The organism is Acinetobacter sp. CIP-A165 (assembly GCF_000367985.1).
GTDB lineage: Bacteria > Pseudomonadota > Gammaproteobacteria > Pseudomonadales > Moraxellaceae > Acinetobacter.
Genome location: NZ_KB849201.1, coordinates 211,133 through 223,918, shown reverse-complemented (window position 1 = coordinate 223,918; position 12,786 = coordinate 211,133). Strand labels below are relative to the sequence as shown.

16 protein-coding genes, 1 pseudogene and 1 other annotated feature are annotated in these 12,786 nt (G+C 40.4%); of the genes and pseudogenes, 12 read left to right on the top strand and 5 right to left on the bottom strand.

Features of this window, described 5'->3' with window-relative positions; genetic code table 11:
- Nucleotides 1–30: 30 nt before the first annotated feature.
- From F991_RS03770 to F991_RS03760, 3 genes are all read right to left on the bottom strand, one after another.
- Nucleotides 31–297, bottom strand: coding sequence for a helix-turn-helix transcriptional regulator (locus F991_RS03770; protein WP_004669042.1), 267 nt, complete (start codon nucleotides 295–297; stop codon nucleotides 31–33).
- Between the two features lie 79 nt (nucleotides 298–376).
- Nucleotides 377–1,420 carry a hypothetical protein gene (locus tag F991_RS03765; protein WP_004669040.1) on the bottom strand — a complete coding sequence of 348 codons (1,044 nt, stop codon included), beginning with the start codon at nucleotides 1,418–1,420 and terminating at the stop codon, nucleotides 377–379.
- A complete protein-coding gene (locus F991_RS03760) occupies nucleotides 1,420–2,631 on the bottom strand; it encodes an inovirus-type Gp2 protein (RefSeq protein ID WP_004669038.1) in 1,212 nt (403 codons plus the stop codon). Before F991_RS03760 ends, F991_RS03765 begins: the two co-directional genes overlap by 1 nt.
- An 887-nt stretch (nucleotides 2,632–3,518) precedes the next feature.
- Here F991_RS03760 and F991_RS03755 point away from each other — a divergent pair.
- Nucleotides 3,519–4,355, top strand: coding sequence for a hypothetical protein (locus tag F991_RS03755; protein WP_004669036.1), 837 nt, complete (start codon nucleotides 3,519–3,521; stop codon nucleotides 4,353–4,355).
- A 23-nt stretch (nucleotides 4,356–4,378) separates the two neighbouring features.
- Here F991_RS03755 and F991_RS03750 read toward each other — a convergent pair whose 3' ends face one another.
- Entirely contained in the window at nucleotides 4,379–4,699 is a 321-nt protein-coding gene (locus tag F991_RS03750; protein ID WP_004669035.1) for a pyrimidine/purine nucleoside phosphorylase, read from the bottom strand.
- Between the two features lie 533 nt (nucleotides 4,700–5,232).
- On the opposite strand from F991_RS03750, the gene F991_RS03745 reads away from it, so the two are divergent.
- The 11 genes and pseudogenes from F991_RS03745 to F991_RS03690 form a co-directional block, all read left to right on the top strand.
- Nucleotides 5,233–6,264, top strand: a complete 1,032-nt coding sequence (locus F991_RS03745; RefSeq protein ID WP_004669032.1) for a hypothetical protein — start codon at nucleotides 5,233–5,235, stop codon at nucleotides 6,262–6,264.
- A gap of 4 nt (nucleotides 6,265–6,268) precedes the next feature.
- Nucleotides 6,269–6,604: a hypothetical protein gene (locus F991_RS03740; RefSeq protein WP_004669030.1), complete on the top strand. Its 336-nt coding sequence runs from the start codon at nucleotides 6,269–6,271 to the stop codon at nucleotides 6,602–6,604.
- Between the two features lie 122 nt (nucleotides 6,605–6,726).
- Complete coding sequence (locus F991_RS03735; protein ID WP_004669028.1) at nucleotides 6,727–6,984, top strand: hypothetical protein; 258 nt, start codon at nucleotides 6,727–6,729, stop codon at nucleotides 6,982–6,984.
- Between the two features lie 12 nt (nucleotides 6,985–6,996).
- Nucleotides 6,997–7,146 (top strand): hypothetical protein, encoded by a 150-nt coding sequence (locus tag F991_RS17625; RefSeq protein WP_004669027.1) that lies wholly within the window; start codon nucleotides 6,997–6,999, stop codon nucleotides 7,144–7,146.
- A gap of 61 nt (nucleotides 7,147–7,207) precedes the next feature.
- The gene (locus F991_RS03730) at nucleotides 7,208–7,705 is read left to right on the top strand and encodes a hypothetical protein (RefSeq protein ID WP_004669025.1); all 498 of its coding nucleotides are present in this window, start codon (nucleotides 7,208–7,210) and stop codon (nucleotides 7,703–7,705) included.
- Nucleotides 7,706–7,720: 15 nt separating this feature from the next.
- Nucleotides 7,721–8,398, top strand: a complete 678-nt coding sequence (locus tag F991_RS03725) for a hypothetical protein (protein WP_004669022.1) — start codon at nucleotides 7,721–7,723, stop codon at nucleotides 8,396–8,398.
- A gap of 69 nt (nucleotides 8,399–8,467) precedes the next feature.
- Nucleotides 8,468–8,803 carry a hypothetical protein gene (locus tag F991_RS03720; RefSeq protein WP_004669019.1) on the top strand — a complete coding sequence of 112 codons (336 nt, stop codon included), beginning with the start codon at nucleotides 8,468–8,470 and terminating at the stop codon, nucleotides 8,801–8,803.
- 107 nt (nucleotides 8,804–8,910) lie between these two features.
- On the top strand, nucleotides 8,911–9,201 hold the full coding sequence (locus F991_RS03710; RefSeq protein ID WP_004669017.1) for a hypothetical protein: 291 nt from the start codon (nucleotides 8,911–8,913) through the stop codon (nucleotides 9,199–9,201).
- A 26-nt stretch (nucleotides 9,202–9,227) separates the two neighbouring features.
- Nucleotides 9,228–10,268 carry a DUF932 domain-containing protein gene (locus F991_RS03705; protein WP_004669016.1) on the top strand — a complete coding sequence of 347 codons (1,041 nt, stop codon included), beginning with the start codon at nucleotides 9,228–9,230 and terminating at the stop codon, nucleotides 10,266–10,268.
- A gap of 122 nt (nucleotides 10,269–10,390) precedes the next feature.
- Nucleotides 10,391–11,610, top strand: a protein-coding gene (locus F991_RS03695) for an IS3 family transposase (RefSeq protein WP_155757136.1) whose coding sequence is annotated in 2 segments (ribosomal slippage) — nucleotides 10,391–10,667 and nucleotides 10,667–11,610 — 1,221 coding nt in all. Because the reading frame shifts where the segments join, the coding sequence is not laid out codon by codon here.
- Nucleotides 10,666–10,782: a sequence feature (AL1L pseudoknot), on the top strand. (Overlaps the previous gene by 117 nt.)
- Nucleotides 11,611–11,759: 149 nt before the next feature.
- Nucleotides 11,760–12,134: pseudogene (locus F991_RS03690) on the top strand (YqaJ viral recombinase family protein); the annotation flags it as partial.
- Nucleotides 12,135–12,173: 39 nt separating this feature from the next.
- Here the strand turns inward: F991_RS03690 and F991_RS03685 are convergent.
- A partial coding sequence (locus F991_RS03685; protein WP_004669012.1) for an IS3 family transposase occupies nucleotides 12,174–12,786 on the bottom strand: 613 nt, incomplete at its 5' end.

Below are 12,786 nucleotides of genomic sequence, written 5' to 3'. Positions count from 1 at the left end.
AACAGCCTGCTATCGACAGGCTGTTTTGATTTATGCAGCTTTTAGCTCCTTCAGTTCAAGCCAATCATTTATCTGGCTTTCAGTCCAAGTGGGCATACTTGCTGTTAAGTAGGTGGGCTCAGGAAAGTCACCTCGTCGAATCATCTTCCAAAACGTTGATTCTGCGATATTCAATAATCCCTTACTCGCAGGCTTGTGCGAGAGTTTTCTTCTACGGCCCTTACGATCAACATAGTCCTTTGCAGGACGTTCAGGATAGTTGACGAGGTCTTTTACACGGTAGCGCTTTTCAATCATATCTTTGTACCTATTCAATCAGCATTCTTTGCTGATACAAATACCGTTGAGATTTATTGTATTCTCGACGGTATCCAAGTTATTCGGCTGATGCCTTGTCTGCTGGGGTATTGCTGTATATAAAAGGCTCTTCGGCTTGATAGAACACCTCAAAAGAGGGTTTGTTATCAAAAATCCGAACATAGTGATCTGTACCAATAAAATAAGCCTTGAGAATCTGAAGTCGTTTACCAATATTGATTTGATTGACGTTATAGAAAATTGGCGTCAATGCATTTGGTAGGGGGGTCCATGCCGAGTGAATTAACCCAGTCTGGTCGATGAATTGATTTAGACTTTGATAAATTATGGTTTCTTCAAAAGGCACGAAATCACTTGTTTTTCTGGCAACAAAGAAAAATAAGTTAAGATTCACCTGTTGAAAATGATTGGCTTCCCATTTACCAACAATAGCCAGAATATTTGCATTTTTAGTGTCATGAGCAACTGCAACGATCTCTTGAATATGATGATCGAATAGCAAATAAGTTCTGTTTAGATCCTCATGACTAATTTTGCTAACATCATTGATCAAGGTCATACAATAAACATCAAAAGAGCGTGCCATTCCCAATAGCTTGGTTATGAAGTTTTCATAAAGCCAATGTCCCTTTCTTAGCTCTCGTGTCCAAGCATTTTCTAGACTTTTATGTTTCTGTGTCAAAGTAAGCATTTTGTAATGCGCCATGTACATATCAACTGCAACTTCAAAGTTGGGATGTAAATGATTGATCATTGGCAACTGATGCTGTTCTATAAGATCCTTTTGTAGTTGAATCTTTGGAGCAAGTTGAACACAAGGAATTGTGCCAAGAATATATGGATTTGATTTCATTCCGTTCAGGACGGCGCAGAATCTGAGCCCAAAAGGCAGCAATTGCAAATTAGGGGCATCACCAAAACTTCGCATCATCTTAAAAATCTTGCTAGATTTTTTGCTTACCATCTCTGCTCCTAGGGCATCAATCTCATGCAGTGTGGCTTGATGAGGTGTTGCCAAGGACAAAGAACCAGGCATAGGTACTTGTTGAGGATTCAGCGTCGATAGGAAGTGCTCAGCATAAAATAATTCGAATTTATCCATTAGCATTTCCCCTTATAGAGCTTTTTGACAGAGTCAAAAGATAAGGGTGTACTCTTTTTCTCACGAGGTCTGCCAAGCCCTGATTTCTCTTGAGGAGCTACACTTTTTTGAATGGTACGAAAGCAGGCGAGTGGTCCAAATAGAAAATATTGATCAACCTTGGTTAAATAGGCCAAACAGCGGCACAAATTATGAATTTTCTCATGATCGTCATAAGAGATCATTCCTGTACAAGGATATTTATAATCTGAGCTGTTCCGATTGCAATTATGATAAGTACCTCTGCCATTGGTGAGCTTGACCCAATGTTGACCGATATTCTCAGCCCACTTCACATCTTTTTGATGATCGTGCCCATCCAATAGAAAGATACAATGCACATGCTGTCCCTTGTACGGCCCGTGCTCAAATTTCAAATAGTATCCAATAATTTCTTTCAATATAGGATCAGAGCGGAAATCACCGAGTAACAGTTCTACATCTGCTTTAATGGTCATTAGACAATGCACATTGTGTCTAGGACTATTAAAGTCTGGAGAGGTATTAGTCAATTCAGAAATATCATATCTGTAGTAGAGGTCTAGACGAAGTACCAGTAGTTTGCTGTACGTGTTTAAATATTTACCCAACCATTTAACACTGCTACGGTAATTCTTCCGGCAGTGCTTTCTGCGCTTTCTGAGTTCACGCTTAGTTTCAGGTCCTAACATGTTTTCTCGAATACGATTTATAAATTGGTTTATTCGCTGAACTATTTCGATATGACAAGGCTCTAACGGAACGCCAGCAGGAGGCAGCATCTGCAATAAAGGTGTATCTGGATAAGCTGATCTGGCATCAACATAGCTGAGAATTTCACTCCCAACTTTAAAATGCCCTGACTCAAATAACATACATTGATCAAATGTACTGCGAGATGGTTCAAACCATGGTGATACTTGATAGGTAATAATTTCACCTTTAGCAGTCTTGTTTGTCTGAAGCACAATTGCGGGAGTTTTGTTTTCCGCACAATGGATTGATAGACGAGAGATAGCTATCATCGTCGTGTATTGATGTTCATCTGGTACCCGCAGATGGTACGGTACGTTATCAAAAGACATGAGTTGGAATAAATCCACCTCACGGTCATCAAGTATTTCTCGATCCGATAACTCAAAACAACCAGCCGTAGAAAGAGCATTAGCAAGCGGGTTAAAGGGAAGGTTCATATAATTTCCTCTAAGCAGAAATTTAGGCAATAAAGTGCCTGCATTGATGATTTACAGGTCATCAATGGCGGTTAATCAAAGAGGATATTCATCGATTCGATTTATTTAGGCACGAGAGAATACCAGACGCAATTCATAGTAAATGCGCGATTGATTTCCTGATGAGAATGGGCTAGTTTGTATTTGTATACGCTTCAATGTCTGAGTTCATTTGTGAATCACTCATTCATATGATCGTGATAACAATCAATGAGTTTGATCGACTGGAATCTCTCCAACTCATTTCAATATCTAATAAATATATTCATATAGATAAATATAATTAAATTAATAACCCGAACTCTCAAGTGCCAATAAATCGAAAATCCATATGGATATCCATTAATTTTTCATTCATTTGTTGCGTTGATCACTTCAATAGTTAGTCCCCTTTTCAGAAATGATTCATATGCAAAAGTATCTATTTGATGATCGGGGATTAGCAGGTCCAAATATTCATTTTCCACAGCAGATCATCAGCAAAAGCGAGTAGCTCATGAGCATTAGTGTACTAGGATTAAGTTTTGAGGTTTTTTTAAGCAAAATCTAAAAAGATTTAGCTAGCGTCTTTTTTTTGTTATTGATTTTTAAAGATTAATTTAATTTGTTTTTTCATGGGTTAAATTTATGTTTACAACTGAGATAATCAGTGATTTGATGTAGCTAGAAGTGTGATTGGGATGATTAGACAGATAAACTCAAGCCAATAACCGAGCTGTTGTAGGTATTAGTATTAAAATTCAACAGTATTCCCAATAGGGTATAGAGCTTTATGGTAAAGTGTTGAAATACAATTGAAAGATGTTAACTTAAATGATACGGGTACTAACTTTAGATTAGGTGACTAAGTGAATGTAGATATTCCAGGCAAAGAAGAACTGAATCAATTAGAACAGCATCTCTATGCTCAGGCATTTTATTGCTTTGGTGTCGGAGCAGATCAGGAAATTTATACTGAGATTGAAAAGCGAGAGACTTTAGAAAAGTTAAGCAAAGGGGTGCAGGCTGTCAAATATGCAATATGTACCAATAGTATTCTATTAGCTGAAATGATGAATACAGTTCATCAGTTGCAAGAAGATATAGATAACACTATTCACTCTGATCAAAATGTTGAAAGATTGAAACTATTATTTAATCAATATAGTGATGCTTTCAGTGAGTTATATGGATTACCCAGTGTTTTTATAGAACGAGTGAAGGGGACAAAGGGAATCAATAAGCGTAAGTCTAATTATCTAAATCGGAAATATAAAATTTTTTACGATATCTTAAGACAGGAAGTTGAAGTACAGGGTAAGTTTAAAAATGCTAAACAGGCAGTTGAGCATGTGATAGATGAGGTCGAGCTTGCCTTTAAAGAATTTGATTATCACTATGCTTCAGAAAGAATAAATGAAATTAAGAAAAAAATTGAAGGTGAAGAGCAAGCACTTGAAAGGTTAAAAGTATCAAAGTCTCCAGCTTTTGCGATAAGGCCAAAATCAACTAAGAAACGAATTGAAAAGCTTAAGATAGATTTAGCAAAGTGGTCTGAAGCCTTACGAAAGGACGAATTGTATTCGGAATTTTCAGGTATCTTTTTGCTTAAGCCTATTAATTTTCTTGATAAAATATTAGCCAGAAACCTTAGAAAGCAGGAAATGCTTTATGCGCAAGTTGTAGAAAAAACATCCAAAACTTAAATTTGGTCTTTTGGATTTGAGTATTATTCAAAATGACAAACATAATCTACGATTTCATTGGTTTGAATCTTGAACTGACTATTTGCAGGAATTTGAAAAGATTCACCAGATCTATAGATTTGCATATTTGGATTATCAGCAATTTGAACTGAGCATTGACCTGAAATGATTTCAATACGTTCAGCCCAATGCGTCTTAAAGGTGAGAGGTTCCTCGGATGGAAGAATGACACCTAAGGTCTTTTTGCTTCCATCTTTTAAAACAAGAATATGGCTGATGGATGCGCCATTAAAATGAACATTGGCTTTCTTTTTAATCGAAACAAAATCGAATTGTTCAGGCACAGTGCTATTCCTAATTTTTATAATGGACTGGAATCAATATTAATGAATTGTCGTAACACAATTCAATATTTTTAACGTTGGGTAAATCTTGTTCCATCAATGCCAATGATCATTGTCTATCTGGCATGTAATCGTTCATCTATTCCTAAACGTATTGACACCATCTATCTCGTTGATTATGCTTTGCTTGCTGGCCACATTGCCAGCCGGTTTTGACGGACCGTTTCTCAGAGCATTAAAAGATTTTTCTTTTAGTGTTTAGCCCCTCGTGCCCCCCTCTAAGGTGGAACGGGAGGGGGGACACCCTTTGGGTGTGCTGGCCTCTGAGACCAGTCCGTCAACCCCTCTTTCGTTCTGCCACCATAAATTCTCAAATGCTTTGGCAGAATTCCGATAGATCAAGGAGTTTGCTATGCGCACTATTGTCTTTTTATTACTCCCTCACTTCATTTAAGTGTTGCTGGTGTTTTGTGCTCTGCACGATATAGCGACGAAAAAAATTAAATAAAAACTTAAATTGACGTGAGGTGATCATGATTCATGGCCGTATTTTAACGACATGTTTACTGCTGCCTTTGTGTATCAGTGCATGCTCAAAACAAGATTCCACGCTTTATATACCTGATAAAGAAGATCAATTATCACAGCGTATAGATCCAATGGCTAATCCAAGGCCAGTTGTTATTGCTGGGCAAAAGATCACAACTTTATATTTAGATAAAACGAGTGATGAAAGTTTTTTACGAGATTTTCAAAACTATATTGTTGATACCAAGGGTGCAAAAAAGACATTTCTTGCTTTAAGACAGCAATTAAAACTCCGCCCTGACCAACTCCTTCTATTTGGGGTACGCAAAAAAGATCACACTGAAATTCCTATAGTCGATCTGACCAGTCCTGATTTGTTTAGTCGAGCGAATAGCTTAGCTATTCAGCATTTGGCTTTACTTAAAACTAGTTCTATTCCAGATAAAGATCCCTATGAAACAACAGATACTTACCAACAGCGTATCAAAGCTAAACAGCAGCAAACTGAAAAGTTGACAGCAAAAGCCAATATCGATTTGGGTCGTATTGAAGATGCTTTGAACTTTAGCAATCGCTGGATTGAGATTCCTGATTATTTCGACCAATTGAATCGAATTGATTACGATGCTGATCAAGCGTTACTAACCATCCAGACGACAGCACCTGTGGTTCATGAAGATGATTTGAGAATGGCGCCAGAGGATGCACTTATCAGGTTGGTACGCTTTCAAGTTAAAGCATCAGCAGAGCAAGCTAAAAGCTTAATTAGCGTATGGGATAGTCGAGCACAAGCATCAGTTTATATGGCTTTTGTATTGGATTATCAACCTCAGGGATTAGCGATCAGTCGCGTTGTACTGATGGAATATCTGGGGATGGATCAACAGTTCCGAGTGATTGAACAACTAAAACCTCAACAGATTTATGTTCAGAAACTAAGACCAGATTTAACATTGGTCCAACAACAGGTGATTCCACTCCAACAGATCATACCATTCCAATTTGGAATATCCTCACATGCTGAGACTCAAGGATAGCGCCATGAAAATGAATTTTTCCTTAATCAGTTTGATGTTGACTGCAATGATTTGTTCAGGGTGTGGTTTATCTGGAGAGCAGATTGTCCAGCCCAAAGCTAATGATGTTTTGCAGGCATTAAGACAGCAAGATGAATCTGTTGTGCAAATTCAATTAAAGCAATGTCAGCGTTCCAATGTTTATGAGGGGCAAGAGAGGGCACATCCTTATTTTGATTTATATCGCTGTACACTCAGGGTTGAACGCTATGACCTGCTTCTCAACCAAAGTTTTATAAAAGATGAAATATATATATTGAATTTAACGACATCAAATGGCTGGACTATAGGCTCAGGCTGAGGTCTTTTTGATTGATTTCCTGAAAGCAAAATTGAATATAAAGAAAATTCAAATACACATTACCTCAATGAAGCCATATCCAAAGATGGACTGGCGAGCATACGTATTGATAAGAGGATGAGATGGGATTAACACGATTATTTTTATTATTTGGCTGTGCCTTACTGACAGCCTGTAGCAGTTCATTTGAATCCGAGTTTAAGGATGGTTGCCGAAATTGGGGAGCCAATCGCAGTTTCTGTTCCTGTAGCTATGACAAGGTAGAGCAGTACTACGGCGCAGATCGTTTGGAACAGATTAAAGAGCCGTGGCAATTCCCTGAAGACTGGGAGAATAAAGTCCAACAAGCCGGCATGGCCTGTATGTCCAAATTGAAATAGGGAGGACTGACCATGAAGAATTTTCTCATTACTTACCTCCTGATCATGTTGGGCTACTGGGTGAAGCTGATCTGGAGTTTTCCTGCGGGCTATTCCAAAGCCTATCTGCTCGGTCGCGCCTTTGTGTGGCCCTTTGCCTTTCTAGAGTGGCTGTTCTCTTAACAACTTTAAGTGGCATGCCTTTGAGATGCAATAACAGAAAAAAATTAAACAGGTCAGATATATGAAAAAAAGATTGATTTACTTCAGCGCTTTAGCGCTGGGATACAGTTCATGGAGCCATGCAGCGCCTTCTTATGGATTGGGTTCAGCTGAAACCATGGCGCACTTAGTCAATGTACAGAAAGGCAGTGGTTATTCAAGTATTTGTACCTACCGCTCTGCAACACGCCATTATGGTGTACATCAGATTCAAGCCTCAATGTCCAATGGTTGTGAACAACAGCTTGCTTATACCGCAACGTGGGAAGGGGGCGGCGTGTTAAGAGTATTCGGCACAAGTAACAGTTTAATTGTTCGACGAGTCGGCTACCGTGCACCTGCCAAAGCATCACAGGCAGCACCAGCCCCAGTAAGTAAATACAAACGCTTATGTGATAACCCGAATGTCTCCGAAAGCTTTAACCAACAAACAGGTGAAACCACCAACTGCCGAACAGGTGAGGTCACGATTGACCCATACATCAAAGCAATCAAAGAACAAGGCCTATGGCCATATTAAATAGGGGGAAAACATATGCAAAAGCTCAAACCCGCCAGCCTTGTGGCACTGATCATTGGTATTGTCATCGTTGTTGTAGGGGCTTATCTATTGAATCAGCACCAACAACGACAAACAGACCTACAGTTAGCCCAACTGGCATTAGAACAATCCAAAGTCCAAAACCAAACAACGGACATCGCTCAAGCCGCATCTGAACCGATTGAGCACGGGCTCTCAGGGATTGAAGGCTTAACCGAAGATCGTGCCAACCAAACAGCGCATCTAGAGGTCAGTCCTGATGAGGTTGCTGGGGCACTTGCTGCGGTAGAAAGTGCCAAAGCCACTCAAAAAGCAGCCGCGGCTGAGCGTTTAAGTTATGAGGTTGATGCTAAATACCATGATGGAAAAACCCTAAGCTCAAAGCTTTCCCGTTATGGCTTACAACCGATGAAATCTGCACCTGCTGATTTAAGAGCAACAGTCCCGGATATTGATCAGATGCTGGCGACTCATCTCATGGAAGTATGGGGACGCTCTAGTCCAGATCAGGTCGCAAAACGACTGGATGGCTGGAGTGAACAGGGGAACACCATTACTTACCGTACTGCGTGGGATTCTGATCGCTACCAATGTACCTGGTATGTGGTGCAGTGGAATAAAGACACGGATGAATTGCTCAATGAAGGCTATAAGCCCTGTTTTGGTCGCTAATCCAGCTAGTTTTACAACAAACTCATTCAATACAACATGACTTTATTTTAATCAATACGAGACAATCCTATGAAACTAATACAACGCTTGAGCTGTGGTCTTTTAATGCTTACCGTGAGTGCAATGGCATTTGCCAAGACAGAACAGATCACCTTAAAAAAAGATATTGGATTTGGTGAGGAGGCAGTGATCTTCCCGACTACCAGGGGTGAAGTGATTTTTAACTATTTTGCCTTTCCAGATCATGTTGCCAAACAGATTAAACCGTATAAGAAAGGGCAATGTCTGGAAATCCAGTCCAAGTATGGTTTCTTTAAAGATACAGGTGATGGAAGCTATATCCAAAGCATCCGCCCATGTAACAAGAAAACCCAAGTCAGCACCACAACCAAAGTCAATCGTTAACCAAGCCCAAATTCAAACTACAAAAACCTTAAAAAACCACGAGCTCATGCTCGTGGTTTTTTTATGCCTGTTTCCCAATTTCTGAATACCCCAACAAGGAGCACGCCATGCAGCAATGCCCCTATTGCCATTCACCGCATGTGCAATTACTACGGCGCAGCCAACACACCCAGTCCCGAAGCAAAATTTCATTTTCCTCCTGTTCACCGATGTCACTGGCAGCGGTGGGCATGCAAATCTCAAAACGCTTAGGAATCAATCCACTGGTGGGCGGCTTTATTGGATTGGCAGCAGGTGGAATGTTTCTGCTCTATATCCAGCAACAGGACAATCTGGTCACCTTGCATTACCAGTGCGAGCAATGCCTGGAACACTTTGAAATTCAACAGCCTGAATAGGTTAATCTACTTAAAAGGAAAACATTATGGCACATCAACTAGAACAAATGGCTTATGTTGGTCAAACCCCTTGGCATGGTTTAGGCAATCAACTGACTCCAAGCCAACCGATTGAAGTTTGGGCACAACAGGCAGGTATGGACTGGCAGATTGAATCCTCGGATGTGCGCTATATGGCACAAAACCCACGAGGACAAAACATCATTCTACCGTTTGAGGAACAACGGGTACTTTATCGATCTGATACCCATGCACCGTTATCGGTGGTGAGTCAACGCTTTCAGGAAGTGCAACCCAAACAGATTTTAGAATTCTACCGAGACTTAAGCGAACAATCGGGTTTTGAGCTAGAAACTGCTGGGGTGTTGAAAGGGGGCAAGAAGTTCTGGGCCTTGGCTAGAACAGGACAAAGCGCTGCTTTAAAAGGTAGGGATGTCAGTAATGGCTATATTTTATTGGCAACCGCTTGTGATGGAACATTGGCAACAACAGCACAATTCACATCAATCCGTGTGGTATGTAATAACACCTTAGCGATTGCCCTAAAAGGACAACAAGGCAGTGCAGGTGTGGTCAAAGTTCCACACAGTACCAAGTTCGATGCCGAGAAAGTCAAACAACAACTGGGCATTTCTGTTCGGGCATGGGATGAACACATGTATGAAATGAAACAACTGAGTCAGCGCAAAGTCACGCAACAAGAAGCCGCAGCTTATTTCGATGCGGTATTTAACAACACGAATCTCAGCAGTGCTGAACAGGATGATCGCTTGATTCAGTATTACCGTAATGCTGCTATGCCTAATTCATTCCGATCAGACAATAAAACCGAACCGAATGGACGTGCCATGTCTAAAGTGATGACCATGTTTAACGGACATGGACGAGGGGCAGAACTCAGCTCAGCCAAAGATACGGCTTATGGATTACTGTGCTCAATTACAGAATTTGTGGATCACGAGCGTCGTGCTATGAGTACCGACCATCGACTGGATTCCGCATGGTTCGGGGCAGGGGCTTCGATTAAACAACGAGGACTAGAACAGGCACTCAGAATGGTGGTGTAACACTTAACCCTAAAGATTGAATTTCAGCTTCATTTAAGCTTAGTCAATTAGCCTAAGTAGCATCAAGATCACTGAACCGTACCAGGTTTGTCGGAGACTCAATATTCTGAGAGACTATTCCGATGAAAAAACCAAACTATACCCCCGAAATTAGAGAAAGAGCGGTTCAATTACTAATTGAATCTGAAAAAGATTATCCTTCTACTTGGGCAGCAATCACAGCTATTGCTCCTAAAATCGGTTGTACTCCTGAAACATTGCGTGTTTGGTATTTAAAGCATATGGATCAACTAAATCCTGCCAAAGTACAACAGATATCTGACCAAGAAAAAATGAAGCAAATGGAACGTGAAATTAAAGAATTAAAGCGTGCCAATGAAATTCTACGCAAAGCAGCCGCTTTTTTCGCCCAGGCGGAGCTCGACCGCCCACACAAATAATGGTGGATTTTATCCATAACAATAAAGATCGATATGGTGTTGAAGCGATTTGTAGAATTTTACCGATTGCAGCTTCGACCTATTATCGGGCTTTAGATCTCGTTGATAACCCAGAACATCGAGCGAAACGTGCTCTGCATGATTTACATCATGCAGAGCAAATCAAACGTATTTGGAAAGAAAGTTTAGGTCGATATGGTGTACGTAAAGTTTGGCAAAAATTGAAACGTGAAGGCTATGTTATTGCACGTTGTACAGTTGCTCGATTGATGAAAAAGCTAGATATACAAGGTGTTTGGCGTGGTAAGAACAAACAAACTACCCGCAGCCGAGATGATCAAAAACGAGCAGATGATTTAGTGAAACGGAATTTTAGTGCTGATCGACCTGACCAATTATGGGTCAGTGACTTTACGTATATTCAAACCAATTCTGGCTGGGTCTACACCGCATTTATTATTGATGTGTTCTCGCGAACAATTGTTGGATGGAAAGTATCAACACGGATGAATACAGATATGGTACTTGATGCACTGGAGCAAGCATTGCATGATCGAGGCATGCCAAAGAATGTGATTCATCATTCCGACAGAGGTGTGCAATATCTTTCCATTCGCTATACCAATCGTTTAGAAGCAGCAAATTTACGAGCATCAGTCGGTACAACGGGTGATTCATACGATAATGCTCTGGCTGAAACGGTGAATGGCTTATACAAAACAGAGGTGATTGAATATTTAAAAGCAGATTGGCAAGGTTTAGCGGATGTACAACTTGCGACATTAAATTGGGTAGATTGGTTCAACAAAAAGCGTGTACACAGTGCACTGGGTTATGTATCGCCTTTTGAGTTTGAAGCAATGTACTATGATAAGATTAATCCGTTAGGTCAGGTGGCCTAACTTAAATAAAAAAGTCTCCGATAAACCCGGTACGGTTCACACTGATCTAACTGAACACCCTTCGCCACATTCCTCAGATGTGGCTTTTTTTATGCCTGAAATTCAATTTTTACACCTCAACACTTCAATAAAAATAGGATAACCATGCAATGAACAGTAATAGCCAAATACAGTACAGTTTAAACAATCCGCCTTTACAAGCGTATTCCCCCAATCTCAACTCACCAACCACAACCCAAACCGTAGAGGTGGGAACTCGGAGTAAACGTACCCCAAAAAAGACCAAAGGTCTCGCTTCAGCCAAACGCTTTGCCAATACCAAGCAGATGAGCTATCAACAATGGCAAGAACTCAGAAAACAGGGCATTGGTAGTAGTGATGCAGCGACCGCCTGTGGACTGAATCCCTATATGTCGATGCTAGAGTTGTGGATGATTAAAACAGGACGTATGCAACAAAGCATCGAAGATGAAAGTACAGGTTACGCACCTTTATACTGGGGCAAACAACTTGAACCGTTGATTTGAACCGTACCGGGTTTATCGGAGACTTTTTTATTTAAGTTAGGCCACCTGACCTAACGGATTAATCTTATCATAGTACATTGCTTCAAACTCAAAAGGCGATACATAACCCAGTGCACTGTGTACACGCTTTTTGTTGAACCAATCTACCCAATTTAATGTCGCAAGTTGTACATCCGCTAAACCTTGCCAATCTGCTTTTAAATATTCAATCACCTCTGTTTTGTATAAGCCATTCACCGTTTCAGCCAGAGCATTATCGTATGAATCACCCGTTGTACCGACTGATGCTCGTAAATTTGCTGCTTCTAAACGATTGGTATAGCGAATGGAAAGATATTGCACACCTCTGTCGGAATGATGAATCACATTCTTTGGCATGCCTCGATCATGCAATGCTTGCTCCAGTGCATCAAGTACCATATCTGTATTCATCCGTGTTGATACTTTCCATCCAACAATTGTTCGCGAGAACACATCAATAATAAATGCGGTGTAGACCCAGCCAGAATTGGTTTGAATATACGTAAAGTCACTGACCCATAATTGGTCAGGTCGATCAGCACTAAAATTCCGTTTCACTAAATCATCTGCTCGTTTTTGATCATCTCGGTTGCGGGTAGTTTGTTTGTTCTTACCACGCCAAACACCT

Bases quoted from the DNA above. Each gene is read 5' to 3' on its own strand.
- F991_RS03770 (WP_004669042.1), bottom strand. From the start codon at position 297: ATGATTGAAAAGCGCTACCGTGTAAAAGACCTCGTCAACTATCCTGAA.
- F991_RS03765 (WP_004669040.1), bottom strand. From the start codon at position 1,420: ATGGATAAATTCGAATTATTTTATGCTGAGCACTTCCTATCGACGCTG.
- F991_RS03760 (WP_004669038.1), bottom strand. From the start codon at position 2,631: ATGAACCTTCCCTTTAACCCGCTTGCTAATGCTCTTTCTACGGCTGGT.
- F991_RS03745 (WP_004669032.1), top strand. From the start codon at position 5,233: ATGATTCATGGCCGTATTTTAACGACATGTTTACTGCTGCCTTTGTGT.
- F991_RS03740 (WP_004669030.1), top strand. From the start codon at position 6,269: ATGAAAATGAATTTTTCCTTAATCAGTTTGATGTTGACTGCAATGATT.
- F991_RS03735 (WP_004669028.1), top strand. From the start codon at position 6,727: ATGGGATTAACACGATTATTTTTATTATTTGGCTGTGCCTTACTGACA.
- F991_RS17625 (WP_004669027.1), top strand. From the start codon at position 6,997: ATGAAGAATTTTCTCATTACTTACCTCCTGATCATGTTGGGCTACTGG.
- F991_RS03730 (WP_004669025.1), top strand. From the start codon at position 7,208: ATGAAAAAAAGATTGATTTACTTCAGCGCTTTAGCGCTGGGATACAGT.
- F991_RS03725 (WP_004669022.1), top strand. From the start codon at position 7,721: ATGCAAAAGCTCAAACCCGCCAGCCTTGTGGCACTGATCATTGGTATT.
- F991_RS03720 (WP_004669019.1), top strand. From the start codon at position 8,468: ATGAAACTAATACAACGCTTGAGCTGTGGTCTTTTAATGCTTACCGTG.
- F991_RS03710 (WP_004669017.1), top strand. From the start codon at position 8,911: ATGCAGCAATGCCCCTATTGCCATTCACCGCATGTGCAATTACTACGG.
- F991_RS03705 (WP_004669016.1), top strand. From the start codon at position 9,228: ATGGCACATCAACTAGAACAAATGGCTTATGTTGGTCAAACCCCTTGG.